The organism is Amycolatopsis sp. WAC 01375 (genome assembly GCF_003947325.1).
GTDB lineage: Bacteria > Actinomycetota > Actinomycetes > Mycobacteriales > Pseudonocardiaceae > Amycolatopsis.
The window spans coordinates 126162-152070 of record NZ_QHHW01000011.1; the positions used below are offsets into that span (position 1 = coordinate 126162).

General features: G+C 70.3%; 20 protein-coding genes. 13 read left to right on the plus strand and 7 right to left on the minus strand.

What is annotated here, in order from left to right; translation table 11 throughout:
- Positions 1-331: 331 nt before the first annotated feature.
- Both DL991_RS03955 and DL991_RS03960 read right to left on the minus strand, forming a co-directional pair.
- Complete coding sequence (locus DL991_RS03955; RefSeq protein ID WP_125781019.1) at positions 332-1162, minus strand: siderophore-interacting protein; 831 nt, start codon at positions 1160-1162, stop codon at positions 332-334.
- Positions 1163-1176: 14 nt separating this feature from the next.
- Positions 1177-1500, minus strand: coding sequence for an MGMT family protein (locus tag DL991_RS03960; protein ID WP_125781021.1), 324 nt, complete (start codon positions 1498-1500; stop codon positions 1177-1179).
- Positions 1501-1554: 54 nt separating this feature from the next.
- Here DL991_RS03960 and DL991_RS03965 point away from each other — a divergent pair, with 54 nt between their 5' ends.
- Together DL991_RS03965 and DL991_RS03970 are read left to right on the plus strand one after the other, a co-directional pair.
- On the plus strand, positions 1555-4770 hold the full coding sequence (locus DL991_RS03965) for an ATP-dependent DNA helicase (RefSeq protein ID WP_199753806.1): 3216 nt from the start codon (positions 1555-1557) through the stop codon (positions 4768-4770).
- Entirely contained in the window at positions 4767-8027 is a 3261-nt protein-coding gene (locus DL991_RS03970; protein WP_125781023.1) for an ATP-dependent DNA helicase, read from the plus strand. The genes DL991_RS03965 and DL991_RS03970 overlap by 4 nt, the downstream gene beginning before the upstream one ends.
- A gap of 266 nt (positions 8028-8293) precedes the next feature.
- Here DL991_RS03970 and DL991_RS03975 read toward each other — a convergent pair whose 3' ends face one another.
- Positions 8294-8680 (minus strand): MauE/DoxX family redox-associated membrane protein, encoded by a 387-nt coding sequence (locus DL991_RS03975; protein WP_125781025.1) that lies wholly within the window; start codon positions 8678-8680, stop codon positions 8294-8296.
- Between the two features lie 88 nt (positions 8681-8768).
- Here DL991_RS03975 and DL991_RS03980 point away from each other — a divergent pair, with 88 nt between their 5' ends.
- Both DL991_RS03980 and DL991_RS03985 read left to right on the plus strand, forming a co-directional pair.
- Positions 8769-9845 (plus strand): TrkA family potassium uptake protein, encoded by a 1077-nt coding sequence (locus DL991_RS03980; protein ID WP_125781027.1) that lies wholly within the window; start codon positions 8769-8771, stop codon positions 9843-9845.
- 179 nt (positions 9846-10024) lie between these two features.
- Positions 10025-10432, plus strand: coding sequence for a hypothetical protein (locus tag DL991_RS03985; protein ID WP_125781191.1), 408 nt, complete (start codon positions 10025-10027; stop codon positions 10430-10432).
- A gap of 656 nt (positions 10433-11088) precedes the next feature.
- Here DL991_RS03985 and DL991_RS03990 read toward each other — a convergent pair.
- Positions 11089-12177 (minus strand): neutral zinc metallopeptidase, encoded by a 1089-nt coding sequence (locus DL991_RS03990; protein WP_370305503.1) that lies wholly within the window; start codon positions 12175-12177, stop codon positions 11089-11091.
- A gap of 217 nt (positions 12178-12394) precedes the next feature.
- Here DL991_RS03990 and DL991_RS03995 point away from each other — a divergent pair, with 217 nt between their 5' ends.
- From DL991_RS03995 to DL991_RS04025, 7 genes are all read left to right on the plus strand, one after another.
- Positions 12395-13558, plus strand: coding sequence for a hypothetical protein (locus tag DL991_RS03995; protein WP_125781029.1), 1164 nt, complete (start codon positions 12395-12397; stop codon positions 13556-13558).
- Positions 13552-14193 carry a DUF4129 domain-containing protein gene (locus DL991_RS04000; protein ID WP_125781031.1) on the plus strand — a complete coding sequence of 214 codons (642 nt, stop codon included), beginning with the start codon at positions 13552-13554 and terminating at the stop codon, positions 14191-14193. Before DL991_RS03995 ends, DL991_RS04000 begins: the two co-directional genes overlap by 7 nt.
- The gene (locus DL991_RS04005) at positions 14190-15314 is read left to right on the plus strand and encodes a DUF4350 domain-containing protein (RefSeq protein ID WP_125781033.1); all 1125 of its coding nucleotides are present in this window, start codon (positions 14190-14192) and stop codon (positions 15312-15314) included. Before DL991_RS04000 ends, DL991_RS04005 begins: the two co-directional genes overlap by 4 nt.
- A gap of 26 nt (positions 15315-15340) precedes the next feature.
- On the plus strand, positions 15341-16300 hold the full coding sequence (locus DL991_RS04010) for a MoxR family ATPase (protein WP_125781195.1): 960 nt from the start codon (positions 15341-15343) through the stop codon (positions 16298-16300).
- On the plus strand, positions 16300-17586 hold the full coding sequence (locus DL991_RS04015; RefSeq protein ID WP_125781035.1) for a DUF58 domain-containing protein: 1287 nt from the start codon (positions 16300-16302) through the stop codon (positions 17584-17586). Before DL991_RS04010 ends, DL991_RS04015 begins: the two co-directional genes overlap by 1 nt.
- A gap of 58 nt (positions 17587-17644) precedes the next feature.
- Positions 17645-18391, plus strand: coding sequence for a maleylpyruvate isomerase family mycothiol-dependent enzyme (locus DL991_RS04020; RefSeq protein WP_125781037.1), 747 nt, complete (start codon positions 17645-17647; stop codon positions 18389-18391).
- A gap of 86 nt (positions 18392-18477) precedes the next feature.
- The gene (locus DL991_RS04025) at positions 18478-19260 is read left to right on the plus strand and encodes a hypothetical protein (protein ID WP_125781039.1); all 783 of its coding nucleotides are present in this window, start codon (positions 18478-18480) and stop codon (positions 19258-19260) included.
- 86 nt (positions 19261-19346) lie between these two features.
- Here the strand turns inward: DL991_RS04025 and DL991_RS04030 are convergent, their stop codons facing one another.
- Together DL991_RS04030 and DL991_RS04035 are read right to left on the minus strand one after the other, a co-directional pair.
- Positions 19347-20420 (minus strand): hypothetical protein, encoded by a 1074-nt coding sequence (locus DL991_RS04030; protein WP_125781041.1) that lies wholly within the window; start codon positions 20418-20420, stop codon positions 19347-19349.
- Positions 20421-20437: 17 nt separating this feature from the next.
- Complete coding sequence (locus tag DL991_RS04035) at positions 20438-21445, minus strand: stage II sporulation protein M (protein ID WP_125781043.1); 1008 nt, start codon at positions 21443-21445, stop codon at positions 20438-20440.
- A gap of 61 nt (positions 21446-21506) precedes the next feature.
- On the opposite strand from DL991_RS04035, the gene DL991_RS04040 reads away from it, so the two are divergent.
- Positions 21507-22493, plus strand: a complete 987-nt coding sequence (locus tag DL991_RS04040) for an RDD family protein (protein ID WP_125781044.1) — start codon at positions 21507-21509, stop codon at positions 22491-22493.
- 136 nt (positions 22494-22629) lie between these two features.
- On the opposite strand, the gene DL991_RS04045 is transcribed toward DL991_RS04040, so the two are convergent.
- Complete coding sequence (locus tag DL991_RS04045; RefSeq protein ID WP_233598655.1) at positions 22630-24036, minus strand: neutral zinc metallopeptidase; 1407 nt, start codon at positions 24034-24036, stop codon at positions 22630-22632.
- Between the two features lie 155 nt (positions 24037-24191).
- Between DL991_RS04045 and DL991_RS04050 the strand changes: the two genes are divergently transcribed.
- Complete coding sequence (locus DL991_RS04050; RefSeq protein ID WP_370305545.1) at positions 24192-25907, plus strand: DUF2207 domain-containing protein; 1716 nt, start codon at positions 24192-24194, stop codon at positions 25905-25907.
- Positions 25908-25909 lie beyond the last annotated feature (2 nt).

Genomic DNA, 25909 nt, shown 5'->3' on the forward strand with positions numbered 1-25909 from the left:
CGGCGCCTGAGGTGACCGGCCGGTCCGTGAAGGCCTCTTTCACTACCTTCAGGGTAGGCAAGGGGGCCTTCACGGCACGTGTCCAGCGTGGCACCGAGGTGACCGAGTCGGAGGGGCCAAAGCGGTAGCAAGGGACCTTTGCTATCGCTTGCTTAGCATGCCTACGTAAGTGATAGCAAAGGTCCCTTGCTCTCTTTTCGCAGGTCGGGGGCAGGGTGCTGATGTCCTGAAGGTGCCCTTTGAGACGTTGAACGTCTCAAAGGGCACCTTCAGGACATGCCGTCGGCGGCCGCACCCCCGCACCCGTCCCGCAGCACGCGGCCGAAAGCGCTCAGTCCTCGTCGGGAGCCGGAGTCTCCCCGGCTTCCGCCTGCCGCATCGCTTCCCGCCCGGCGGCCTCTTCGCTCACGCCCTGCCGCCAGTACCCCGTGAAGCAGATCGCGCGCTTGTCCACTCCGCGCTCCCGCACGAGGTGCCGTCGCGCCAGCTTCACCATGTTCGCCTCGCCCGAGATCCACGCGTAAGGCGTCCCGCCCGGTAGTTCGGCCTTCCGCACGGCTTCGAGCACCGCGTCGCCGACAGGACCGGAGCCCCGCACCACCCAGTGCAGCTCCACCGTCCCCCGCGTTTCGAAGACCTGCCGATCCTCGCGATCGCCGATCTCGACGTAGACCACCGCTCGCGTTCCGGCGGGCAGTGCTTCGACGATCGCGCCGATCGCCGGGATCGCGGTCTCGTCGCCGACCAGTAGCTGCCAGGTCGTGTCCGAAGGCACGTCGTAGAGCCCGTGCGGCCCGAGGAAGGCCACCCGGTCACCCTCTGAAGCGCGCGACGCCCAAGCCGAGGCGGGGCCTTCGTCGCCGTGCAGCACGAAGTCGATGTCGACCTCCTGCACCGACGGCCGCAGCGCGCGCACGGTGTAAGTACGCATCGGCGGCCGGACGTCGTCGGGCATCGCGAGGTAGGTCCGGTACCAGGACAGCACTTCGTCGCCGCTCAGCGGAGCGGGCAGTACGGGTTCCGCCTGGCCGGGCTGCGGGAAGAACACCTTCAGGTACTGGTCGGGAGCGTGGTCCACCAGCGACGCCCCCGAGAAGGTCACCCTGCTCATATGCGGGGTCAGCCGCCGCACGCCGGTCACCTTCGCCTCGATGAAACTCATTAGGCGAGGCTAACCTAAAAGAGAGCGCCGGGGCCAGCGTCGTCGCCGGTATCACGCTGCCACCGGTATTTTCGCAGGTCGACGCGCTGTCCGTCGGCAAGGACGCCCTCCGCGCGCAGCTTCTCCAGCTGCTCGTGGACCAGATGCGGAGCAGGCGTCCCGTCGGCGCGCAGAATCCGGTGCCAAGGCAGGTCCTGGCCGTCCTCGCCGAGGATCCGCCCGACCAGCCGTGGTGACGGGGCTCCCGAAACCGACGCTATATCCCCATAAGTCGCGACCGAGCCGGCAGGCACGCTCGCGATGACCTCGCGCACCCGCTCGTGCAGTTCGTCATCCATGGGACCACTTTGCCGTGCCGCTGCGAGGTTGTGTCGGCGGGGCGTGGTTCCATCGTGGGCGTGAACGGGCGGCGAACAGCGGCAGGAACCGACGCGCGGCTGGTCCGCACGCCGGTCACCGGCACGCCCTCGTTCCAGTGGGATTCCGGCGCCCGGCGCCTGCTGGCCGCCCCGGACGGCTTCCGCCGGGTCCTCGGCGGCCCGGGTACGGGCAAGACGGCCTTGCTGGCGTCGGCGGCTTCGCGGCGCATCGCGGAGGGCGCGGATCCCGAGAGCGTGCTCATCCTGACCACTTCTCGCAAGGCGGCCGAGGTCCTGCGCGCCGACATCACCCACCGGCTCACGACCGATCCGAAAGAGGATCCGCTGCCGCGCACGATCCGTGAGCCGCTCGTGCGCACGGTGCACTCGTACGCGTACGCGTTGTTGCGGATGGAGGCGCAGGCCGACGAACTTCCGCCGCCTCGCCTGCTGGCCGGAGCGGAGCAGGACGTCGTCGTCCGCGATCTGCTCGCCGGCGACATCGAGGCGGGCGCGCTCGACTGGCCAGAACAGCTGCGGCCCGCGCTGAACGTGCCCGGTTTCGCGGAGGAACTGCGAGACCTTCTGCTCCGCGCCGCCGAACGCGGGCTCGGCCCGGAGGATCTGGTCGAACTCGGCAGGCGGCGCGGCCGCGACGAGTGGATCGCGGCCGGGCGCTTCTGGAGCCAGTACGAAGAGGTCACGCTGCTGCAAGGCGCGGGCGGCAACGCGCTCGGCGTCGCGAGCGCGCCCGCGCTGGACGCGGCGGAACTCGTCACTTCCGCGTTGCTCGCGCTGGAGGACGACCCCGAACTGCGCGAACGCGAGCAGCGCCGCGTCCGGCACCTGTTCGTCGACGACGCCCAGCATCTCGACCCGTTGCAGACCCAGCTCATCCGGCTCATCGGGCACGCGGCCGAAGAATTCGTCGTCGCGGGTGATCCCGATCAGTCCGTGTTCTCCTTTCGCGGCGCGGATCCCCGGCTGTTCGCCGACGCGGACGAGGACGGCGAACGCACGGTCCTGCTGACCACGGCGCACCGGCTCGCCCCGGTGATCCGCACGGCCGTCACGAAACTCGGCTCCGTGCTGCCCGGCTCGTCGCCGCAGCGCAAACTCGTCGACGCGCCGGACGCCGAGGGTGGCGCCGTCCGCGTCCGCCTGATGCCGACCCCGGCCGCCGAGGCGAGCTGGATCGCCGATCAGCTCCGCCGCGCGCATCTCGTCGACGGCGTGCCGTGGTCGGAGATGGCGGTGCTCGTCCGGTCGCCCGCCCGTACTTTCCTTGTCCTGCAACGCGCTTTGCGGGCGGCAGGGGTGCCGATCGGTTCGGCCACCGAGGAACTGCCGCTCGCGAAGCAGCCCGCGGTCCGTCCTCTGCTGGCGATGCTGCGGCTCGCCGCGGATCCGGACCTGCTCGACGTAGATCTCGCCGAGATGCTGTTGTCCTCGCCGCTGGGCGGAGCGGATCCGCTCGCCCTGCGGAGGCTGCGTCGCGGTCTGCGCAGGCTGGAACTCGCCGGCGGCGGGCAGCGGTCCAGCGACGAGCTGCTGGTGGAAGCCTTGCGTACCAACGATGTCCTCATCGGTCTCGCCGATGCCGAGTCGCTGCCGATGCGCCGGGTCGGCGGTCTGCTGCATGCCGCGCACCAGGCCGTGGTGCGCGGCGACGGTGTCGAGCAGGTGCTGTGGGATCTCTGGCAGGCCAGCGGTCTGGAACAGCGCTTACTGCGTTTGGTCGATCGTGGTGGTTCGCTCGGCTCGCAGGCGGATCGGGACCTCGACGCGATCGTCGCCCTCTTCGACGCGGCCGGTCGCTATGTCGACAGATTGCCGAAGGCGAGTGTCGCTTCGTTCGCGGATTACCTGTCCTCGCAGAACATCGCGGGTGGCACGCTGGCGCCCGCGGCCATGAAGAGCGAAGGCGTCTCGCTGCTGACGGCGCACGCGGCCGCCGGTCGCGAGTGGACGGTGGTGTCCATCGCCGGTGTGCAGGAGGGCAGCTGGCCGGATCTGCGGTTGCGTGGTTCCGTGCTCGGCGTGGAGCGGCTGGTCGACCTCATGTCCGGCGTCGACGACGAGAAGGTGTCCGCCACCGCGCCGATCCTCGCCGAAGAGCGGCGGCTGTTCTACCTCGCCGCGAGCCGCGCGCGGAAGACGTTGCTGGTCAGCGCGGTCGCGGGGGAGGACGAGCAGCCCTCGCGGTTCATCGACGACCTCGAAGAGAACGGCGCGGACGACGGCGGCCTCGATTCGCGGATGAAGCCTGCCGGACGTTCGCTGGTGCTCGCGGAACTCGTCGGTGAACTGCGCGAGGTGGTCTGCGACGAATCGAGCGAGCCGGAAAGGCGGCAGCGGGCGGCGCGCCAGCTCGCCAAACTGGCCGCCGCCGGGGTGCCTGGCGCGCATCCGGGCACCTGGTACGGCCTGCTGGAACCCTCCACCGGCGAACCCGTGCACGGGCCGGGCGACCTCATCCGCATCTCACCGTCCACTGTGGAGGTTCTGGTCAAATGCCCGCTGCGGTGGCTGATCGAACGCCACGGCGGCAGCGATCCGGCGCAACTCGCGGCCGTCACGGGAACCCTGGTGCACGGCCTCGCGCAGGCGGTCGCGGGCGGCAGCAGCGACGAGCAGATCCGCGCGGCACTCGACGAGGCGTGGGTGCGGGTCGACGCGGGAGCGCCGTGGTTCTCGCGCCGCGAGCGGTCGCGGGTCGAGCAGATGTTGCGGAACTTCATCTCCTGGCTGGAATCCAGCCGTAAGGAGCTGATCGAAGCCGGGGTCGAGCAGGACATCGAGGTCGAGCTCCCGGTCGGAGATGACGACGTTCGCGTGCTCCTGCGCGGCCGCGTCGACCGCGTCGAGATGGACAAGGACGGCCGTCCGGTCGTCATCGACATCAAAACCGGCAAGGTCCCGATCTCCGCCGCCGACGCCGAACAGCATCCCCAGCTCGCCGCGTACCAGCTCGCCGTGCTGCTCGGCGCGGTCGAAGGCGGTTCGAAACCCGGTGGCGCGCGGCTGGTCTATGTCGCGAAGTCCAACAACAAGACCGGATCCACCCAGCGCGAGCAGGCGCCGTTGGACGAAGACGGCGGCAAGCAGTGGCTCGAACTGGTGCGTTCGGCGGCCGGTTCCGCCGCGGGCCCGGAGTACGGGGTCACCGAAAACCCGGACTGTGATCGTTGCCCGGCAAGGGGTTGCTGTCCGCTGCGGCCCGAGGGCAGGCAGGTGACCGGGCCGTGATCTCCGCACTCCAGCGCCGTCAGGTCGAACCGGGCGAGATCGCCCGCGCGCTCGGCCTGCACAGCCCGACCGGCGAGCAGGCCGAGGTCATCGCCGCGCCCATCGAGCCGTCGCTGGTGGTCGCCGGGGCGGGCGCGGGCAAGACCGAGACGATGGCCGCGCGCGTGGTGTGGCTGGTGGCCAACAGCATCGTGCCGCCGGAACGCGTCCTCGGCCTGACCTTCACCCGCAAGGCCGCCCGCCAGCTCGGCGAACGCGTCCGCACCCGGCTGCGCCGCCTCGTCGGATCGGGGCTGCTCGACAGGATCGACCCGACCGGCGACCTGCGCATGACGGTGACGGCCGGCGAGCCGACGGTGCTCACCTATCACGCGTACGCCGGGCGGTTGCTGTCCGAACACGGCCTGCGGCTGCCCGTCCAGCCGGGGGTCCGGCTGCTTTCGGAGACGTCTTCGTGGCAGTTCTCGCATCGCGTGGTGTCCACTTGGGACAACGACCTCGACACGGATCGCGTGCCCGCCACGGTGACCGCGCAGTTGCTGGCGCTGGCCGGGGAACTCGGTGAGCATCTGGTCGAGCCCGAACGGCTGGCGCGGTACACGTCCTGGCTGTGCGAGGTCATCGAGAACGCGCCGCGGGCAAAGGGCCAGCGTGCGGCGCTGCCGCAGAAACTGGCCGAAGTCATGACAGCGCAACGGTTTCGGCTCGCGCTGCTGCCGCTGGTCGAGGCGTATCACACGCGGAAGAGAGCCGAGGGCGCGCTCGACTTCGCCGACCAGATGTCCTTGGCCGCGCAGCTCGCCAGCAGTTATCCGGCGGTGGTCGCGGGGGAGCGGGAGCGCTACGGCGCCGTTCTGCTCGACGAGTACCAGGACACCGGGCACGCCCAGCGGATCCTGCTGCGGTCGTTGTTCGGCGGCGTCGAGCATCCGCCGATGCCGGTGACCGCGGTGGGCGACCCGGCGCAGGCCATCTACGGCTGGCGCGGGGCGAGCGCGGCGAACCTGCCCCGGTTCACCACGGACTTCCCGCGCGACAACGGCGAACGACTCGTCCCGGCGCTGGATTTCGGGCTGTTGACCAGTTTCCGCAACCCGCCCGAGGTGCTCGAACTCGCGAACGCGATCTCGGAACCGCTGCGGGAGCGCGGGCTCGGTGTCGCGCGGCTGCGTGCGCTGGAGGGCGCGGGGACGGCCGACATCGCCGCCGCGCTGCTGCCGGACGTCCGTGCCGAACGCGAGTGGGTGGCCGACGCGGTGGCGAAGCGCTGGTTCGAAACCGTGGAGGAGACCGGAAAGCCGCCGACCGCGGCGGTTCTGGTGCGCCGCCGCGCCGACATGGCGCCGATCGCGGCGGAGATGCGGGCGCGCGGACTTCCGGTCGAGGTCGTCGGCCTCGGCGGCCTCCTCGACGAACCCGAGGTCGCGGACCTGGTCAGCACGTTGCGGGTGCTCGCCGATCCGCTCGCGGGCAGTGCCGCCGCCCGGTTGCTGACCGGGGCGCGCTGGCGGATCGCGGCGGCCGACCTCGCGGCATTGTGGCGCCGCGCGGGCGAACTGTCCTCGCCGGTGCCACCTTCGGGGAAGTCCGATGTGGACGAACCGGTGCTGGTGACCGAACGGGTCGAACAGGCCGGGCTCGCCGACGCGATCGACGATCCCGGGACGCCGGACCGGTATTCGTCCGAGGGCTACCGGCGGATCCGGAAGATCGGCGCCGAGCTTTCGGCGTTGCGACGGCGGCTCGACCAGTCGCTGCCCGAACTGGTCGCCGACGTGGAACGCACCATGCTGCTCGACGTCGAATCACTGGCCCGCCCGGGGCCGGCCGGACGCGCGCATCTGGACGCTTTCGCGGACGTCGTCACGGATTTCGCCGAGACGTCGCCGACGGCCACTCTTTTGTCCTTTGTGGACTACCTGAACACGGCCGCGCACGCGGAGGACGGGCTCACCCCCGGCGAGGTGGAGGTCGTCCCGGATCGGGTCCAGGTGCTGACCGTGCATTCGGCCAAGGGGCTGGAATGGCGCATCGTCGCGATCCCGCATCTGGTCAAGGAGGTCTTCCCTGGACGGCGGCGTTCGTCGTCGTGGCTGCGGACGTCGACCTCGTTGCCCGCCGCGCTGCGCGGTGACTCGGAGGATCTGCCGGAGCTGAGGATTCCCGAAGGCTCGGACCGCAAGGAAGTGCAGGAAGCGCTGGAACTGCACGAAGAGGGCTTCATCGCGCGGGAAGCGGACGAGGAACGGCGGCTCTGCTACGTCGCGCTGACCCGCTCCGAACACACGATGCTGATCTCCGGCCATTGGTGGAACGAGAGCAGCGCGCGGCCGAAGGGGCCTTCGGAGTTCCTGCTCGAAATCGGCGAGGTGATGCGCGGGAACTCGGTCGGCCGGATCGAGCACTGGGCCGACGAGCCGGAAGCCGACGGGGAGAACCCGCTGGTCGCCGACTCCCGCCGGTCGCGGTGGCCGGTCGATCCGCTGTGGCCGCGGCGCGAAGGCGTCACTAACGGCGTCGATCTGGTTGTCGGCGCTATGGAAGACGCGGAAGACAGTGAAGACACTGAGGAAGAGGGCGATCCGGACGGTTGGATCTCCGACACCAAGGTGCTGCTGGAGGAGCGCGCGCGGGCGCAGAACCGCGTTCAGCAGGTCGTGCTGCCGGCGCATCTCTCGGTGAGTCAGCTGGTCGAGCTGTCGGCCGACCCCGCCGCGTTGGCGAAACGGCTGCGGCGACCGCTTCCCGTGCGCCCCAACACTTACGCGCGCCGGGGGACGGCGTTCCACGGCTGGCTGGAGCAGCGGTTCGGCGGCGAGCAGCTGCTGGAGATCGACGACCTGCCGGGCGCGGCGGACGTCGACGAAGCGCCCGACTCCGAACTGGAGGCGTTGCAGACGGCGTTCGAGAAGAGCGAGTGGTCGCACCGGGTGCCGCACGCCGTCGAGGTCCCGTTTTCGGCGGACGTCGTGGGCGTGACGGTGCGCGGTCGGATGGACGCCGTGTTCGCCGACGCCGACGGCGGGTGGACCGTCGTCGACTGGAAGACCGGCGCGGTACCGGAGAAAGACCGGCTCGCGCCGCTGGCCGTGCAGCTGGCGGCGTACCGGCTGGCGTGGGCGGCGCTCAAGAAGGTGCCGGTCGAGAAGGTGGGAGCGGCGTTCCACTACGTGAAACACGACAAGACCGTCCGCCCGGCGGACCTGCTGGACGCCGAAGGCCTGCGACAGCTCCTACGGAGCGTCCCGACGATCTAGCAATTCGTCACCTACTTGCGGTCCTTGCGCGTGCAACTACCGCAAGTAGGTGACGAATTGCGGGGTTCAGGCGTCGGGCGGTCCGCGGTGCGACCGTGACTGTGTGGATTTCTGGTCATCCAACGCCCCGAAATCCACACGGTGCCCGCATCACCGGCCCGGTCACGACCGAGAGGTGACCTCACCTGCCGGCCGCAATTCGTCATCTACTTGCGGTCCTTGCACGCGCAACTACCGCAAGTAGGTGACGAATTGCGGGGGTGGGGTCAGGCGCGGTCGCGCACCTTCAGCGCCCAGGTCACCAACGGGATCTGGAGCGGGACGCGGGCCCAGAACGCCGCCCGCCAGTGCTTCGGTGCCTTTCGGCGGTCGGCGTCGACGGCCATTTTCACGTTCCCCGGCAGGACCACGACGAACAGCAGCGCGGCCGCGAGCCCGCCGAGCCGCCTTGTCTTCGGCGCGGCGATCGCGGCGGCGACACCCAGCTCGGCCACGCCGGAGCCGTAGGTCCATGCCCGCGGGGAGCCCGGGAGCTGCTTCGGGATGATGGCGTCGAAGGGCTTCGGCTGGGCGAAGTGCAGCACACCGGCCGCGCCGAGCAGGCCGGCGAGGAAATACGCGGGCCGCTGAGACGGCTTGGAATCCGAAGACATGCCCTGAGCTTCGCATACCGCGCTCAACGTGAGGATCTTCGGCTATCCTCCCGACCGTGAGTGACGCGGACCAGGCCGGAGCCTGTGCATGAAGGTTCTCAAGCGCTTCCCGGTCCGGCTGAGCGACCGCCCGGACCACGAGCTCGTCGGCGTGATCCGCATGCCGGAACTGACGGTCAGCCCGCTGCGGGCCATCTCCAAGCGGATCATCGGCGCGATGCTCGCCCTGCTCGCGACCGTCCTGATCGTCTACCTCGACCGGGACGGCTACCGCGACGCCAACGGCGACGGGCTCACCTTCCTCGACAGCCTCTATTACGCGACGGTGTCGCTGTCGACCACGGGGTACGGTGACATCGCGCCCGCGACGTCGTCCGCGCGGCTGGTGAACGTCCTGGTGATCACCCCGCTGCGGGTGCTCTTCCTCATCGTCCTGGTCGGTACCACTCTCGAAGTGCTCACCGAGCGCTCCCGCCAGGCTTTCAAGATCCAAAAGTGGAGGACGAAGGTGCGTGACCACACGGTCGTCGTCGGATTCGGCACGAAGGGCCGGTCGGCGGTCAACGCGCTGCTCGGGGACGAGAACGTCGAGCCCGACCACATCGTCGTCGTCGACACCGACCAGCAAGCCCTCGAAGCGGCCACCGCGCTCGGCCTGGTGGTCGTGCACGGTTCGGCCACCCGCGCCGACGTGCTGCGCGTCGCCGGGGTGCAGCGGGCCAAGGCCGTGGTCGTCGCCCCGAACCGGGACGACACCGCGGTGCTGGTCACGCTGACCGCGCGCGAGCTGGCACCGAAGGCGCACATCGTGGCTTCGGTGCGTGAAACGGAGAACGTCCACCTGCTCAAGCAGTCGGGCGCGAACCAGGTCGTGGTGTCGAGCGAGACCGCCGGACGCCTGCTCGGCATGGCGACGTCGACGCCGCTGGTGGTCGACATGGTCGAGGACCTCCTCACCCCCGAGTCAGGTCTCGCGATCGCCGAACGCCCGGTGGAGCCGTCCGAAGAGGGCGGTTCGCCGCGGCATCTGTCGGACATCGTGCTGGGCGTCGTCCGCGACGGCGTCCTGTACCGCGTGGACGCCCCGCAGGCCGACGCCATCGAGCCGGGCGACAAGCTGCTGTACGTCCGGAAGGTGACCTCCGCGGAGACGATCGAGCGGTAGCGGGGGACCTTTGGTATCGCGCTGACCGGACAAGAGGGTTCTTCTGTTCTGCCGCTGGTATCGCGCTGCCCGGACAAGAGGGCTCCTGTGTTTTGCCGCCGGGTTCTGGGAGCATGGCGTTCGTGCGCAAGCGATCGGACCCCGCCAGAGGGCTCACGCCGGGGTGGAACTCCCTGGCCGTGGCGGCCGGTGCCGGCCTGCTGGTGATCTTTCTGGCCTGGTTCGCCGGGCCGGGGCTGTTCGGCATCACGAACGAGCCCAAGGGGACGACCGTGCGGGCGGAGGTCGTCGAGCCCGCGCCCTGCACGGGCGGCGGCGCGACCGAGAAGGTCAAGTTCGAATTCGGCGGCAAGCCGATGGAGGGCTCGTTCAACGGCTGCGGCCACGGCAAGGGCGAGCGCATCGAGGTCGTCGTCCCGGACGGGGCCTCGGGCGACGGCGTCTCGGTGCACGCGGCCGACGCGACAGCGGGAGCCAGCGACGCGCGGCGGCCGCTCGGGATGGCGCTGCTGGTGTTCAGCTGCTTCGCCGGCGGGGTGTACGTCTACCTGGTGTTGCGCGGGCCGCGGAGGCTCGTGGCGGCCTGATCCCGCGAACACGCGTGATTGAAGACGGAACTCGCGTGATTGAAGACGGAACTCGCGTGATTGAAGACGGAACTCGCGTGATTGAAGACGGAACTCGCGTGATTGAAGACGGAACTCGCGTGAAGGCCCTTCCCCCGGCTCAGCCCAGGGCCCCGGCAAAAGTCGTATAACCACTGCTCAAGCGGGTGCCGGAGCGGCGGAGGCGGGCTCGTCACAGTGGCGTGGCGCCTCCTCGGCTGTCCACGGGGGGACAGTTCCGGCGGTGACAGTGCCCGATTCGGGTGTTTTGCGGAGGGGTCGTGAGTGTTTGGGAGGGTTAGAACCGTCTCTTGGATGCCTGCGCGTGGCCCGCGGCTTCCTTCATGTACTGGGGAAGGCGTGAAGGTCGAGTTTCCTCGGCTGAGCCGAGGCAAGGGGTCCTTCACGGACCGGCCACTACCCGGCTCACCCCCAGCAGGGTGCCTAAACACCCTTGACCAGAACCCTCCTAAACGTGACCCCGCCCCTTGAGCAAGCCGAACCGCCACACGAGATCTGCCCCTTCGGACAGCCGACGATATCCAGTTCGAATCATCAAGAGCGCCACCGAACAGCGGATATGCGACTTTGCCGGCACCGTGGGCTCAGCCGGGGGAGAGACGCCCACCGCGCTGAAGTCAGGAAACGGCGCTCCCCGGGGCCGAGAAGGTGTTGCAGTCGGCGATCCGGTTGTTGCTCGCACCCGCCCGCCACCAGGACGCGTAATGCGCGTTCGTCCCGTGGTCCTGGCTGCGCGAGGTGTTGTCGCCCCGGGTCTCCTGGTCGTTCCACGCCTTGTTGTACATGTCCCGGCTGACCGTGCCGCCCTGGTCGACGTGTGCGCCGAGGAACATCCCGGAGAAGCACTGCGCCTGGAGTTCCTTGCGCCGTGACATCTCCAGCCCGGCGGGGCTGTTCTGGCCCGCGTCGTAGATCTTCTGCCAGGCCGCGTCCATCAGCCCGGCGACCTCCTGCACGTGGTGCCCGTACTCGTGCGCGAAAAGGGCGAGGTAGACGCCGGGGTTGTTGCCGTACTGGTCGGTTTGAAGACCACGGAACGGCACGTAGAGATTGTTCTCGCAGTAGTACGCCGCCGTCGCGATGCCCACCTGGATCGTGCCGCATTCGGTTTCGAAGCTGGCCCCGGTCGGGAAGTGCAGCGCGGGCGGGGTGAACGGCAGGTCGTAGGCGTCGAGGAACGGTCCCCACGCGTTGTCGAGGCATTTGCCCGCCGCGGTGAAGAACGCCTCGGCGGCCTGCTGGCTGCTCTGCCACTGCGGCAGGGTGCAGACCCGGTTCTGCAGGCCCGCGTTGGGGTCCTGGAGGATCGGGTGGTCGCCGAGTTTGAGGATCTTCTGCGGCCCGCTCGACGACGACGGCGCCCTGGACGGCGACGAGGGGAACGGGTTCGTCGAGGACGACGGCGAAGAAGACCCGCTCGGCGGCAACGCGGCCGGGGAAGTCGGGTTCGGCAGGGTCGAATAGCCCGCGTTCGCTACGTGATCGGTGCCGTCACGATTGAGTGAGATGATCGCGACGAGGCCGAGGACCAGTACGGCGACCGCGCCGAGGCAGATGCCGACGATCGCGCCCACGGACCGCCGACGCGGTGGCGGCGGCGGGAACTGGTGCGGCGCGCCGTGCCACTGGGCAGGGTGCTGGCCGTGCACCGGCGGTGGCTGGACGGCGCCGCGTGGCGGCCACTGGCCGTGGGGCGGTTGCGTCATCAAGTCGGTCCCGGTGGTTCTAGGGGCGAACCGGGGGTACCCGGCCCGATGTTCAGCATAACGAGCTAACGGTGTCCCTTCCCACAGCTCGGCTGCAGAGGGTATCCAGCATGAGGCGAGTGGTCACCCATCAGTGTCGTCACCCCAGCTCTGGCCGGGTGTCGGACCCTCTGGAAGAGTGGGCGTAAGCAACGTGAACGGGTAGAGGGGCTGTCGCATGACGGAGACCGGCGGACCGTCCGGGCCGGAAGGTACCGAGACTCCGGGCAAACCGGCACAGCCGAAGGCAGGCGAACCAGCACAGTCGCAGGCGGGCGAATCGGCACAGCCGCAGGCGGACATGCCGACACCGCCGCGGGGTGAAGTTCCGCCGTCACCGGCGCCTGAGCAGCAGTGGCAGTCCCCGTCCGGGGCCACGCCGCCGCCGCTGCCGTCCTACCAGCCGCCGCAGCAACAGCAGCAGTATCCGAACTGGAAGGTCGGTCTCGGCAGGCCAGGGGTCATCCCGCTGCGCCCGCTGAACCTCACCGACATCCTCGACGGCGCGGTCACGACCATGCGCCGGTACTGGCGGATGGTCTTCGGCGCCGCCGCCGTGACCGCCGTGCTGACCGCGGCCATCGACCTGATCGGGTTCCTGCTGGTCGACACGACCGAGGACCTCGAGCGGCTCCGCGATCTCGGTCCGGCGGCCACCGATCAGGAACTGCTGAACCAGACGCTGGACATGCTCGGCGGATCGCTGGCGGCGAGCTTCGTCAGCCTGGTCGCCACGATGATCGGGACCACGCTGCTCACCGGGTTCCTGACCGTCTTGATGGGCAAGGCCGCACTGGGCAAACCGATCGTCTTCAAGGAGGCGGTGAAGGAGGCGGCGGGACGGCTGCTGCCGCTGCTCGGGCTGACCGTGCTCTACACGCTGGCGATCTTGGTCGCGGCGATCTTCTGTTTCGTGCCCGCGATCATCCCCTACACCTTCTGGGCGCTGGCCAGCCCGGCGCTGCTGCTGGAACGCGGCACCGTGCGGGAGGCGTTCCGCCGATCGGCGAAGCTGGTCTCGGGGATGTTCTGGCGGATCTTCGGGATCCTGCTGCTGGCCGCGGTGATCTCGGGCTTCCTGGCGATGATCATCACGATGCCGTTCAGCTTCGGCGCGTTCATGACCCTGTTCACCGACCCCGAGCAGGTGTACATCCCCTCGACCGGTGACCTGATCCTGCAGTCGGTGGGCACGGTGATCGCGCAGACGATCGTCGGACCGTTCTCCGCGCTGGTGACCGTGATCCTCTACATCGATCAGCGGATGCGCCGCGAGGGCATGGACATCGAACTGGCCCGCGCGGCCGGGATCGCGACGCCGCCCCCGCCGCAGGCATGGTGACGCGTTTCCTCTCCGAGGTCCCGGTCGACATCGACCGGGACACCGCCCGGCTGCGTGCCGCCGAGGAGCTCGCGGGTCAGGCTTATCAAGCCGCGAAGCCGAGCTGGCTGTCCGAGGCGTTCAGCTGGGTGCTCGAAAAGCTGTTCGGTCTCCTCGAAACCGTCGACAGCGCCGTGCCCGGCGGGATCTTCGCCGTGGTGCTGCTGGTCGTCGTGCTGATCGTGGTGGTCGTGGTGATCCGGCTGAAGTCGGGCCCGCTGGCGGCGTCGGCCAAGAGCGGCCGCGCCGTGTTCGCCGGGCAGCGCAAGGCTTCCGGCGAACATCGCAAGGCGGCCGAGGAGGCCGCGTCACGGGGCGACTTCGACGACGCCGTCCGTGAGCTCTTCCGTGCCGTGGTGCGGTCTTTGGAGGAACGGGCGTTGCTGGACGAGAAGTCCGGCCGGACCGCCGACGAGGCCGCCATCGAAGCCGGACGGCTGCTCCCCGACGTCGCCGTGGCCCTGCGCGCCGGCGCCCGGCTGTTCGACGACGTCCACTACGGCGGCCTCCCGGCCACCGAGGCCGGCTACCGGTCACTGTCCGAACTGGACGAACGCTGCCGTCGTGCCAGGCCGGTCGCCTTGGCGGCCGGATGACCTCGGTTTCGCCCGACGCCCGCCGGATCTGGCGCGGAGTGCGGTCGCCGCTCGCGGTCGTCCTCATGCTCGTGCTGACCGGGACGCTGCTCGTCCTCGTCCAGGGCGAGCAGACCACCGGCGCGCTCGAACCGGGGTCCTACGAGCCCGGTGGCAGCCGTGCGCTGGCGACCTTGCTGGAACGGGAAGGCGTCAAGATCCCGGTCGTGCGCACCGCCGCCGCGGCCAAGGGCGTCGCGAGGGACGCGACCGTCTTGATCACCCAGCCCGCGTACCTGCCCAAGAACACCTTCGCCGAAATCCGGCGGAGCGCCAAGCATGTCGTGCTGGTGCGGCCGAGTCCTGCCACGGTCGAGGAGATCCTCCCGGGTGTGCGGTCGACCGGCCAGCTCGAAACCGAAGCCCGTTCCCCGGACTGCCAGGCAGTGGATCCCGTCGCGGCGGGCAGCGCGACGATGGGCGGCTTGAAGTACACGGCCACGCAGCCGCGAGCGCAGGAATGCTACGGCGGCTCGTATCTCGAAGTGCCCGGTCCGGAAGGGACGGTCACGGTACTCGGCACCCCCGAGCCGCTGACCAACGAACGGCTCGCGAACGAAGGCAACGCGGCGCTCGCGATGCGGTTGCTCGGGAAGCACGAACGGCTGGTCTGGTACCTGCCGACGCCGGCGGATCCGTCGCTCGAAGCGGAGAAGAAGCCGCTGTCCGAACTGATCCCGGCGGGCTGGTCGTACGCGGCGTTGCAGGCCGGGGTCGCGGTGGTGCTGCTGGCGTTGTGGCGCTCGCGGCGGCTGGGCCAGGTGGTGACCGAACCGATCCCCGTCGTGGTGCGCGCGGCCGAGGCCACCGAGGGACGGGCGAGGTTGTATCGCAAGGCGAAGGCCGCCGCGCACGCCGGGGAGACCCTGCGTGAGGCGGCCCGCGCGCGGCTGCGGCCGTTGCTGGGGCTCACCCGTGACGCCGAACCCGCGGCGCTGGTGGAATCCGTCGCCGTGCGGACCGGCAGGGCACCGGCCGAGGTCGGCGCGCTGTTGTACGGGGACCCGCCCGCGGATGACGCCGCCCTGGTGCGGCTGGCGGACGGACTCGATGTCGTGGAACGAGAGGTGGAGCGGTCTTGAGTACCGAACAGTCCGAGCAGGGCACCGTGGATGGTGCGGCCGAAGCGCGGGCGGCGCTGATCGCCCTGCGGGCCGAGGTCGGGAAGGCCGTGGTCGGCAACGACGCGGCCGTCACCGGGCTCATCATCGCGTTGCTGTGCCGGGGACATGTGCTGCTCGAAGGCGTTCCCGGCGTGGCCAAGACGTTGCTGGTGCGGGCTTTGGCCGCGGCACTGGAGCTGGAGACCACCCGGGTGCAGTTCACGCCGGACCTCATGCCGGGCGACATCACCGGCTCGATCGTCTACGACGCGCACAGCGGCGAGTTCTCGTTCCGCGAGGGTCCGGTGTTCACAAATCTGTTGCTGGCCGACGAAATCAACCGCACTCCGCCGAAAACGCAGTCTTCGCTGCTGGAGGCGATGGAGGAACGTCAGGTTTCCAGCGACGGCAAGACGCGGCCGCTGCCCGATCCGTTCATCGTCATCGCGACGCAGAACCCGGTCGAATACGAAGGCACGTACCCGTTGCCCGAGGCGCAGCTCGACCGTTTCCTCTTGAAGCTGACCATGCCGATGCCGTCCCGTGAGGACGAATTCGGCATCCTTTCCCGGCACGCGCAGGGTTTCGACCCGCGAAACCTCGGCGCGGCGGGGATCACCCCGGTCGCCGGGGTCGCCCAGCTCGACGCCGCGCGGCGCGCGGTCGCCGGGGTCACCGTGCGCCCCGAGGTGCTCGCCTACATCGTGGACGTCTGCCGGGCGACGCGGTCGCTGCCGTCCGTGCGGCTCGGCGTTTCGCCGCGTGGCGCGACCGCGCTGCTGGCCGCGACCAGGGCGTGGGCGTGGCTCGCCGGCCGCGACTACGCCACCCCGGACGACGTCAAAGCCTTGGCACGGCCGTCTTTGCGGCACCGGCTCGATCTGCGGCCCGAGGCCGAACTCGAAGGCGCGACCGCCGACGGTGTGCTGGACCGCGTCCTCGCGTCCGTGCCCGTTCCGCGCTGATGGCCGTCACCGGGCGGCTCGGGCTGCTGGCGCTTCTCGCGGCACCGGTGGTCGGTTTCCTGCTGCCCTCGTGGGCCGGGATCGGGCTGGCCGCGGCGGTGCTGTTCGCGTTGGTGGCGCTGGATCTCCTGCTCGCCGGGAGCGTGCGGCGGCTGGAATTCGCGCGGTCCGGCGCGACGTCCGTGCGGCTGGGGGAGGCGTGCGAGGTCACGCTGACCGTGGCCAATCCCGGTGGCCGTCCCGTGCGCGCTTGGCTGCGGGATGCCTGGCCGCCCAGCGCCGGCGCGGAAGACAGGCACCGTTTGACCCTTCCGGCGGGCGAACGCCGCGTCGTGACCACCCGGCTCCTGCCCACCAGGCGCGGCGACCGGACGGCGGCCAGGGTCACCGTCCGATCGACAGGCCCGCTGGGGCTCGCCGCACGGCAGGGTTCGCACGACGTGCCGTGGACCGTGCGGGTGCTGCCGCCGTTCCACAGCCGCAAGCATCTGCCGTCGAGGCTGGCGCGGCTGCAACAGCTCGACGGTCGCAACGCGGTGCTGATCCGGGGCCAGGGCACGGAATTCGACTCCCTGCGCGAGTACGTGATCGGCGACGACGTCCGGTCGATCGACTGGCGGGCTTCGGCGCGCGCGTCCGACGTCATGGTGCGGACCTGGCGCCCCGAACGCGACCGGCACGTGGTGCTGGTGCTCGACACCGGCCGCGTTTCGGCGGGCCGGGTCGGGGACGCGCCGCGGCTGGACGCGGCGATGGACGCGGCCCTGCTGCTGGCCGTGCTCGCCGCGCGGGCGGGTGACCGCGTCGACCTGCTCGCCTACGACCGGCAGGTCCACGCCGCGGTCCGGGGTTCGAGCGACTTGTTGCCCGCTTTGGTGAACGCGATGGCGCCGCTCGAATCGTCACTCGTCGAGACCGACGCGCGCGGGATGATCGCGGAGGTCCTGCGGCGGACCCGGCGGCGCGCGCTGGTCGTCCTGCTGACCGGGCTCGACGCGGCGCCGCTGGAAGAAGGCCTGTTCCCGGTGCTGTCCAAACTGACCTCGCGACACCAGCTGATGATCGCTTCGGTGGCGGATCCGCGGGTCGCCGAGATGGCGGCGGGCCGCGGCGACGCGGAAGCCGTCTACGACGCGGCCGCGGCCGAGCGGGTGCTGGCCGAACGCCGCCAGGTCACCGCGCGGCTGGCGCGGCACGGTGTCGAGGTCGTCGACGCCGTCCCGGAGGACCTGCCGCCGCGGCTGGCCGACCGGTATCTCGCGCTGAAGGCGGCCGGACGGCTCTGATGTCGAGAGCCGCGAACCGGCTCCGACCCCCTGGTGAACCGATCATCAGGAGGAACCGATGGATTTCGACCGGCACTGCGCGGAGATCGTCACCCAGGCCGAACTGCTCGCGACGGAACTGGCCGACGCCGACCTGACCACACCCGTGCCGTCCTGTCCGGGCTGGACGCTGGGCGCGCTGGTGCGGCATCTCGGCGCCGGGCACCGATGGGCGGACGAGATCGTCCGGAGCCGGGCGACGTCGCCGGTGCCCGACGACCAGGTGCGCCGGGTGGACGGCGACGATTCCGGGCAGCTGCCCGGATCCTGGCTGGTGGATGGTGCTTCCCGGCTGGCGTCGGCGCTGCGGGAAGCGGGACCGGAAGCCGAGGTCTGGGTGCCGTTCCACTACCGGACCGCGTCGTTCTACGCGCGCCGCTTCACCCACGAGACGCTGGTCCACCGCGCTGACGCGACCCTGGCCGCGGAGCTGGAGTTCCGCGCCACGCCCGAGGTCGTGCTCGACGCGATCGACGAGTGGATGGAGCTCGAAGCGCTGCCGCTGCACTTCGAGTTCAGGCCGGAGAAGCGGGAGATCCTCGGGGCAGGCCGGTCGGTGGGTTTCGAGTCGGGGGAGCACGCTTGGTTCCTCGACCTCGACGGCTCGGCGGTCACCTGGGAGCGGGGGCGACGCGATGCCGCGGTGACCGTGCGTGGCTCGCTGACGGAGTTGTTGCTGGCGCTCTACCAGCGTCGGGACGCAGGGGACGTCGTCGGCGACCTTGAGCTGTTCAAGCTGTGGCAGACCCACGTGCGGTTCGGCTGAACCCGATGGAGTGGTGCCGGTTGGCGGCGGGTGTCGCGGGCGGTTAGCTCGGAAGGAGTTCCGGACCGACAGGATTGGGGTCAGGCTTGCGCAAGGTCGTGCTGTTCCTCGCGGTGCTCCCGCTGGCGCTGCTCGTGTCACCCGCTTCCGCACAACCCGCCGGGACACCGGTCCACCTCGCCGACGGAGGCGGGAACCTCTCCTTGGCCGCGGCCGACGGCAAGCTCGCCCTCGCCGACGCGAAGGACGCCAGCGCGCAATGGGTGTACGACAAGGCGGCGCTTTCGTACAAGCATGTCGCGAGTGGACAGTGCCTGGCGGCGATCAGTCCCGTCGACGGCGTTGGCGTCAAACTCGCGGCGTGCGACGGCAAAGACCGTCACCAGCAGTGGCGCCGCAACGCCGGGCTGCCCGGGCTGGTGCTCCTGGCGAACGTGGCGACCGCGCGCTGCCTCACCGCGGAGGCGCCGATCGCCGGATCGCGGCTGTATCAGGAAGTCTGTTCACTGCCAGGACTGTCCAACACCTGGGCGGCCGGGGTGCGGACCCTCGCGATCCTGTCGGGGAACGGGCAGCGACTGTCCACGAAGACACCTGGTCAGCCGTTCGTAGTGCGCGTGATCGGGGAGAGCGGGCAGCCCGCGGCCGACGTGCCGGTGAACTTCTTCGTCCGCGCGGCGCGGGCGAAGAACGTGCTGGTCTTCGAAGGCGGCGCCGAGACGGCGACCGCGAAGACCGGCGCCGACGGGTCGGCCGCCAGCCCGAAGATCGTCCTGACCGAACCGGGCGAATTCGAGATCCGGTTCGCGGGCAGCGCGAGCCTGGAGGACGGGAACAGCATCACCTTCGAGGGCAGCTGCACCTGCTGAGCGGACAGCTGCACCTGCCGAGCGGCGCGTGAAGGCCCCCTTCCCTCGGCTCAGCCGAGGGAAGGGGGCCTTCACGCGCTTCCGGCCTAGGCCACCAGAGCGAAACTCGAGTAGTACTCGCCGGCGGGATCCCGCGAACCGCTCCGGTCGGGGCTGACCTCGGCGCCGACCCAGCCCTGGAACGCCCCCGCGTCGTCGATCACCTGCAGCAGCGGGCGGACGTGACTGTTGCCGAGGTAGCAACCGTTGTAGGACAGGCATTCGCACCAGAACTCGTAACTGTTGCGCCGTCCGCCGAAGGCATCGCTCAGGTAGTAGAACCGTCTGTCGCCGGTATCGATGATCTTCTGTGCGCACGCCTCGTATCCGTCGCCTGGGAGGCAGCAGGAGGTCGGGGCGCAGCCGGAGTCGTACTGCACGAAGCCGAGGCACGAGCCGTCGTCGCACTTGTTCCAACCCGGACCGACACCGAGGGCGCCACTGCCGCCTCTGGTCCAGTTGGTGATCGCGCGGCGGTTCACCCCTTGCCCTTCGAGCAGGTACGACCGCTGGGTCGCGCGGACCGAACTCATCGGGGCCTTGCTGGTCTGCGCGAGGGAGGCGTTGCTGCCATAGGCGATGCCGCTGGTGATGGAGTAGTCGTCGCTCACCAGTTGCAATCGGCCGAGGCCCGGCCGGGGTTCCGAAACCGCCCACGTCTCCGCGAGGTTCACAGTGGTCGTGGTGCCGTTGACAGTGCTCTTCGTCCAGGTGATGGCCACCTGCCCGGAGTTCTCGGCATAGGTGCCGGTGAAGTGGCCGTTCGGTTCACCGGTGAAGCCCGGCGCGGTCTTGATCGGGCAGTTGTTGCGGGGATTGGACCCCGGCGCCCAGTCGCCGCAGTAATAGACGTCGCCGCTGTTGACGGGGGCGGGGAAATCCGCCTGGTTCCAGGTCCAGAAGTTGTGCGCGACGGTGTTGTCGGCCGGGTTGAACACGAGGTAGCCGAGGCGGATGTAGTTGCGGTCGGCGTCGGTGCGGAATCCGCCGACGCTCACCACCCAGTTCTGTTTGCCCGATGGCGCGGATCCGGTCCGGGCCTGGGACGCGCCGACGAGAAGCGTCGAGGCGAGCACGGACAAAACGACGATCGCCAGAACGCGTAACCGTTTTCTCCCCATGGGAGGAGCTAACCAGTTCAGCCGGCTTCAGGTCGAGAATCTCCAGCGTATCGCCAGTCGACATCACCCACTTCGCCCGCTTTCGCGGCCCGGCGCCCGACCACGAACACGTACAGTAAGAACGCGACCTCGGCGACCACTCCGATGCCGATGCGAGCCCAGGTCGGCAGGCCCGACGGGGTCACGAAGCCTTCGATCACGCCGGAGATCAGCAGGACCACGGTCAGCCCCAGCGCCATCACCACGACCGATCGCCCCTGCTCGCCGAGCGCGGCCGTCCGGGACCGGCGCCCCGGGTCGATGACCGTCCAGCCGAGTTTCAGCCCCGTCCCGGCCGCGACGAACACCGCGGTCAGCTCCAGCAGGCCGTGCGGCAGGATCAGGCCGAAGAACACGTCGAGCCGTCCGGCCGAGGACATCAGCGCCGCGCCGATCGCGAGGTTCAGCGAGTTCGCCCAGAGCGCGTAGATCACCGGGAGTCCCAGCACCACGCCGAGGAACAGGCAGGTCGCGGCCACCCACGCGTTGTTCGTCCAGACGCGCGCGGCGAAGGACCCCGCGGGGTCGGACGAGTAATACGTCTCGTACTTCCCGCCGGGCGCCGTCAAGTCCTTGAACTCCTCGGGTGAGGCCAGCGACGCGAGCACCTGCGGGTCGCCCGCGATCCACACCGCCGCGATCGCCATCACCGCGATCGACGCCGCCGCCGACGCCAGCCACCAACGCCTGCTCAGGTACAGGGCCGCCGGGAACCGCTGGGTGAAGAACAGCCCGACCTCACGCCAAGCGGGACTGTGCGAGCCGGTGACGGCGGAGCGGGCCTTCGCGACCAGACCGGACAGCTGAGCGACGAGCACCGGGTCGGGCGCGACCGAGCGGATGATCGAAAGATGCGTCGCGACGCGCTGGTACAGCGTCACCAGCTCGTCGGCGTCCGGGCCGCTGAGTTTCCCGGCGCGGCCGACGAGGTCACGCAGCCGGTTCCATTCGGCCTGATGCGCGGCGACGAACACGTCCACGTCCAACTCGGAGCCCTCCCGGCGATCGTCTTTGGTCGCCCAGCCTATTCGTCACTACGCTTGCCAGGTGGAACAAGAGTCCGAACTCGTCACCGGCGAGGCCGTCGTCCTGGACGTGCGCGCGGCGAAACTGGCCAGCCGCGGTCTCGCCATGATGCTCGACGTCGCCCTCCAGCTGATCGCGCTGGTCGTCGCGATGCTGGTCCTGAGCCAGGTCGCCGCGTTCGGTGACGAGGCGCTGGCGCTGACCCTGTTCCTGGTGACCCTCGTGTTGATCATGGTCGGCTACCCGGTGATCTCCGAGACACTGACCCGCGGCCGCACCCTCGGGAAGATGGCGCTCGGCCTGCGGGTGGTCCGCACCGACGGCGGCCCTGTCCGGTTCCGGCACGCGCTGGTCCGCGGGCTCGCCGGCTTCTTCGTCGACTTCTGGGCGCTGGGCATGCTCGGCGTCGTGGCCGTGGTCACGTCGCTGCTGTCGCCCAACGGCCGCCGCGTCGGCGACTACCTCGCCGGCACCCTGGTGATCCGGGAACGCATGCCCGCCTCCCGCACGCCGTACGTCGGGATGCCGCCGCAGCTGGCGCACTGGGCTTCGCAGCTGGACCTGACCCGGCTGCCGAACGACCTCGCGCTGGCCGTCCGGCAGTACTTGAGCCGCACGAGCGAGCTTCGCCCCGAAGCGGTCGAAGCCCTCGGGTACGGGCTCGCGCAGCAGGTCGCTTCGGTGATCGGGGCGCCGGTGCCGCCGGGAGTGCCGTCGTGGGCGTACCTGTCGGCGGTGCTGGCGGAGCGGCGGCAGCGGGATCAGGCGAAGCTGCAACCGGCGGTTCAGTACGGGCCGCCGGTGGCACAGCCTTTCGCGGCGGTACAGACCTTCGCGCCGGTGGCGCCTGTTGGGCAGCCGGTGTTGCCTGTGGCGCAGCCTTTCGCGCCTGGACAGCACTATCCGCAGCCCGTCGCTCCCGCGCCGGTCGCCCAGCCGCAGCCGATCGCCCCGCCGCAGCCGCCCGCGGACCCCGCCCCGGAGAACCCCTTCACACCGCCCAGCTGACCCACGTCCCCGGTCCGATGCCCCCAATGCGGCATTGGGGACGCTCAGTGTCCCCAATGCCGCATTGGGGGCATGCCCGGCTCTCGATTCCCCGCTCGCGCCCTTCACGGACCGAGCCGCGCGAAACCCGAGCGGGTCAGGAGACGTCGGCCGGCTTGGCCGCCCACGTGTTGCACTGGAACAGCCGGTTCTTCTGCGCGCCGTGCTGCCACCACGAGACGGCGTGCGCGTCGGACCCGTGGTCGCGCGGGCCGCCGTTGTGGTCGCCGCGGTCCTGGGTCTGCCAGGCGTCGCGGTACATCGCCTGGTCGACCGAACCGCCGCGGCCGACCGTCGAGCCCAGGAACGTCCCGGACAGACACTGCGCCGAAAGTTCGTTGCGCCGCGACATCTCCAGGCCCGCCGCCGAGTCGGTGCCCGCTTCGTATCGCGCGTCCCAATAGGCCTTCGAGATACCGGAGAGCGCCTGGATGTGGTGCGCGTACTCATGGGCGTAGAGGGCCAGATAGACCCCAGGCCGGTTGCCGTACTGGGGGACCTGAAGGCCTTCGTACGGCATGTAAAGCGTCTCGTTCTGCGAGCAGTAGAACGCCGCTACCGAGCCGTTGCTGGCGTCGCCGCAGGGGCTTGACCAGTTCTTGCCGGACGGGTACTTCACGGTCGGGACCCGGAACGGCAGTTTCGTGTACTTCATGACCTGCTGCCAGACGCTGTCCAGGCAGGGCCGCGCGCTTTCGAAGAACGCCGCGGCCGCGTCCGGGTTGTTCGCCCAGCGCGAGAGGTTGCACGGCTGGTTCGGCAGGCCGACTTGGGAATCGAGCCACAGCGGGTTGTCCGCCAGCTTGTAGTGCGGTTGCGGGCCGGACGGGGCACGGCTGGCCGAGGTCTCCCGGGTCGAGCCCGCCGACGTTTCGCGCGAGGCGGTCGAATCGCGTGAACGGGTGCTCGTCGCCGTCGACGTGTCGCTGGACGTGGTGGTCGTGTAGTCCGAAGAGGACGTCGTCGAATAACTGGAGTACCCGACATCCGCGGTGTGACGCGAGTCGCCGTTCGCGATGGTGACGACCATCAGCAACCCGCCCATGACCGCCATCACGGCGACGATCGCGACCGCCGCGATCACCCCGCCGTTGGACTTCTTGGCGCGATATCCGCCGTACGGCGTGAACGCGGGCTGAGCGAAACGCGGGCCGTACGGAAGCTGCGGCGGGCCGACCGGGACAGGTGCGCCGATCCGCGGCGGCGGCAGCGGGGCCGCGCCCGGCGGGGGCAGCGGCATCCCGCCGCTCGGCGGACCCGGCCGGAACGGCGGCGGGACCGGCGTCGGCCGGGAGACCGGCGGTTGTCCGGGGCGGCCGGGCGGGACAGGGCCCGGACCGCCGCGCGGCGGCAGTGGCCGTGCTCCGGGTGGCGGGAGCGGGCGGCCGCTTTGCGGTGGCAGCGGACGCGCGCCCGGCGGCGGAAGCGGGCGGCCACCGTGCGGCGGTGGCGGCGGAGTCGGCCGGCGCCGCGGATCAGGCGCGCCGGGCGGCTGCTGGTTCATCGAGTGGATCCCCCATGCGGTTCGGCAACGCCGTTCGCCCAGGTGGGGCGATTCGGCGTTTCGGCGGTCAGCATAGATCGGCTGCCCTAAGGTGTGTGGCTGTGTTGACGAAATGGGGGACGGCGGTCGTGGCCGTCGCGGCGAGCTCGGCCTTGATGGCCCCGCCGTCGGATACGAACGTTCCGGAGGCGCCCGAAGCGGGCCCTTCGCTGACGAACGCGCCGCAGTTGCCGAAGCCGCCGCCGATCGGCGCACGCGGCCAGCTCGGGCTGCTCCAGCCGCCGGGCGGCGCGGCCGCGAACGTCTCGGTGAAGGTGGAACGCGACGGTTCGGTGTCGATCACCGAGCAGGTGACCGTCCCGGGTGGACAGCACCTGGTACGCCGGATTCCGTTGAAGGTTCCCGCCGGTGAAGAGCAGGACCGTGTCTACGGCGTCCGTGACGTCTCGGTCGAAGGCGCGGGGAAGGCCGAGTCGAACGGTGAGCAGCTGGTCGCCACCTTCGACGGCGGAGCGGCCACCCTCAAGTACAAAGTGGACGGAGCGGTCGCGGACGTCAACGGCGCGCAGCAGGTGCGCTGGCAGGTGGCGAGCGGCTGGGACGGCGAACTGTCCCGCGTGTCCGCTTCGTTCAGCGCGCCGACACAGGAAACGCCCACAGTGGACTGTTTCGCCGGGCCGCTCGGCTCGGACAGGCAGTGTTCGCTCGCGGAGATCGACCACAGCGGCGTCGTCCGCGTCGAGCAGGACAAACTCGCGGCGGGCGAACGGGTCGACCTCGCCGTCGGACTTCCGGCCGGCACGGTGCCCGCGAACGCGCGGTTCGAGCAGATCGCCTCGGTCGGCGGAGCGTTCGCCCTCACCACCGTCGCCGGTCTCGGTTTCGGGGCGCTGGCGCTGGCGCTGATCCTCGGCGCGCTCGCCGTCTGGTTGCTGCGCCGTCGCGACAAGGGCGCGCTCACGGCGGGAACCGGCCCGGTCGACGTCCTCATGCGAGACGGTGATCGGGTCTCCTTCGCCTCGCCCGACGGTGTCCTGCCCGGTCAGGTCGGCACGGTCGTCGACGAGACGGTCGACGTCGTGGACGTCAGCGGAACGGTGGTCGACCTCGCGGTCCGCAACTATCTGTGGATCGCCGAGGTGCGCGGCGCGGGCACGGTCGACTGGCAGATCAGTCGCCGCAACGCGCCCGATGAGCACCTCGCCGCCTTCGAGCGCGAGATCTACACCGCGCTCCTTCCCGAGGGCACCGATTCCGTGCTGCTGTCGGAACTCCGCGGCCGCGGCACCGTCGACCTCCGCGTCGCCGGGGAGGCGATGTACGCGGACGTCGTGCGCAAGGCCTGGTTCTCCCGCCGTCCGGACAAGGGCAGGAGCAAGCTCACGTGGGCGGGCATCGGCCTGGTGGCGCTCGGTCTCGTGGGCACCGTCGTGCTGACCTTCACGGCCGGGCACGCGCTGCTCGGCGTGGCGGTCGTGCTCGCCGGGGTCGCCGCGTTGCTGGGCGCCTCGTGGCTCCCGCCGCGGACCTCGCGCGGCAGGCGGCTGGTCGGGCAGGTGCGTGGCCTGCTCGAGTACCTGCACACCGTCAAGGTCGCCGACATCCCCGTGGCGGACCGGGAATTGGTGTTCTCCCGGTCGTTGCCGTACGCCATCGTGCTCGGCGACACCGAGCACTGGCTCCGCACGTTCGAGGGGCTCGACCCGTCGGCGGACGGCTCGGCCGGGCTGTACTGGTTCGGCGGCCTCGAGGGCGATCGGGATCTGCGCCGGTTCGCCGCGCACCTTCCGTCGTTCCTGTCCGCTTTGGACGGTCTGCTCGCCGAATCCGGGCACCTGCGCTCGCTCCGCCCGGAACCGGTCCCCGCCTGATC

Excerpts from the sequence above, each read along its gene's own strand:
- DL991_RS04000 (WP_125781031.1), top strand. The coding sequence starts at position 13,552 with ATGGTGACGCGTTTCCTCTCCGAGGTCCCGGTCGACATCGACCGGGAC.
- DL991_RS03960 (WP_125781021.1), bottom strand. The coding sequence starts at position 1,500 with ATGGATGACGAACTGCACGAGCGGGTGCGCGAGGTCATCGCGAGCGTG.
- DL991_RS04045 (WP_233598655.1), bottom strand. The coding sequence starts at position 24,036 with ATGAACCAGCAGCCGCCCGGCGCGCCTGATCCGCGGCGCCGGCCGACT.
- DL991_RS04030 (WP_125781041.1), bottom strand. The coding sequence starts at position 20,420 with ATGGGGAGAAAACGGTTACGCGTTCTGGCGATCGTCGTTTTGTCCGTG.
- DL991_RS03990 (WP_370305503.1), bottom strand. The coding sequence starts at position 12,177 with ATGACGCAACCGCCCCACGGCCAGTGGCCGCCACGCGGCGCCGTCCAG.
- DL991_RS04050 (WP_370305545.1), top strand. The coding sequence starts at position 24,192 with ATGGCCCCGCCGTCGGATACGAACGTTCCGGAGGCGCCCGAAGCGGGC.
- DL991_RS03980 (WP_125781027.1), top strand. The coding sequence starts at position 8,769 with ATGAAGGTTCTCAAGCGCTTCCCGGTCCGGCTGAGCGACCGCCCGGAC.
- DL991_RS04015 (WP_125781035.1), top strand. The coding sequence starts at position 16,300 with ATGGCCGTCACCGGGCGGCTCGGGCTGCTGGCGCTTCTCGCGGCACCG.
- DL991_RS04020 (WP_125781037.1), top strand. The coding sequence starts at position 17,645 with ATGGATTTCGACCGGCACTGCGCGGAGATCGTCACCCAGGCCGAACTG.
- DL991_RS04005 (WP_125781033.1), top strand. The coding sequence starts at position 14,190 with ATGACCTCGGTTTCGCCCGACGCCCGCCGGATCTGGCGCGGAGTGCGG.
- DL991_RS03995 (WP_125781029.1), top strand. The coding sequence starts at position 12,395 with ATGACGGAGACCGGCGGACCGTCCGGGCCGGAAGGTACCGAGACTCCG.
- DL991_RS03955 (WP_125781019.1), bottom strand. The coding sequence starts at position 1,162 with ATGAGTTTCATCGAGGCGAAGGTGACCGGCGTGCGGCGGCTGACCCCG.
- DL991_RS03975 (WP_125781025.1), bottom strand. The coding sequence starts at position 8,680 with ATGTCTTCGGATTCCAAGCCGTCTCAGCGGCCCGCGTATTTCCTCGCC.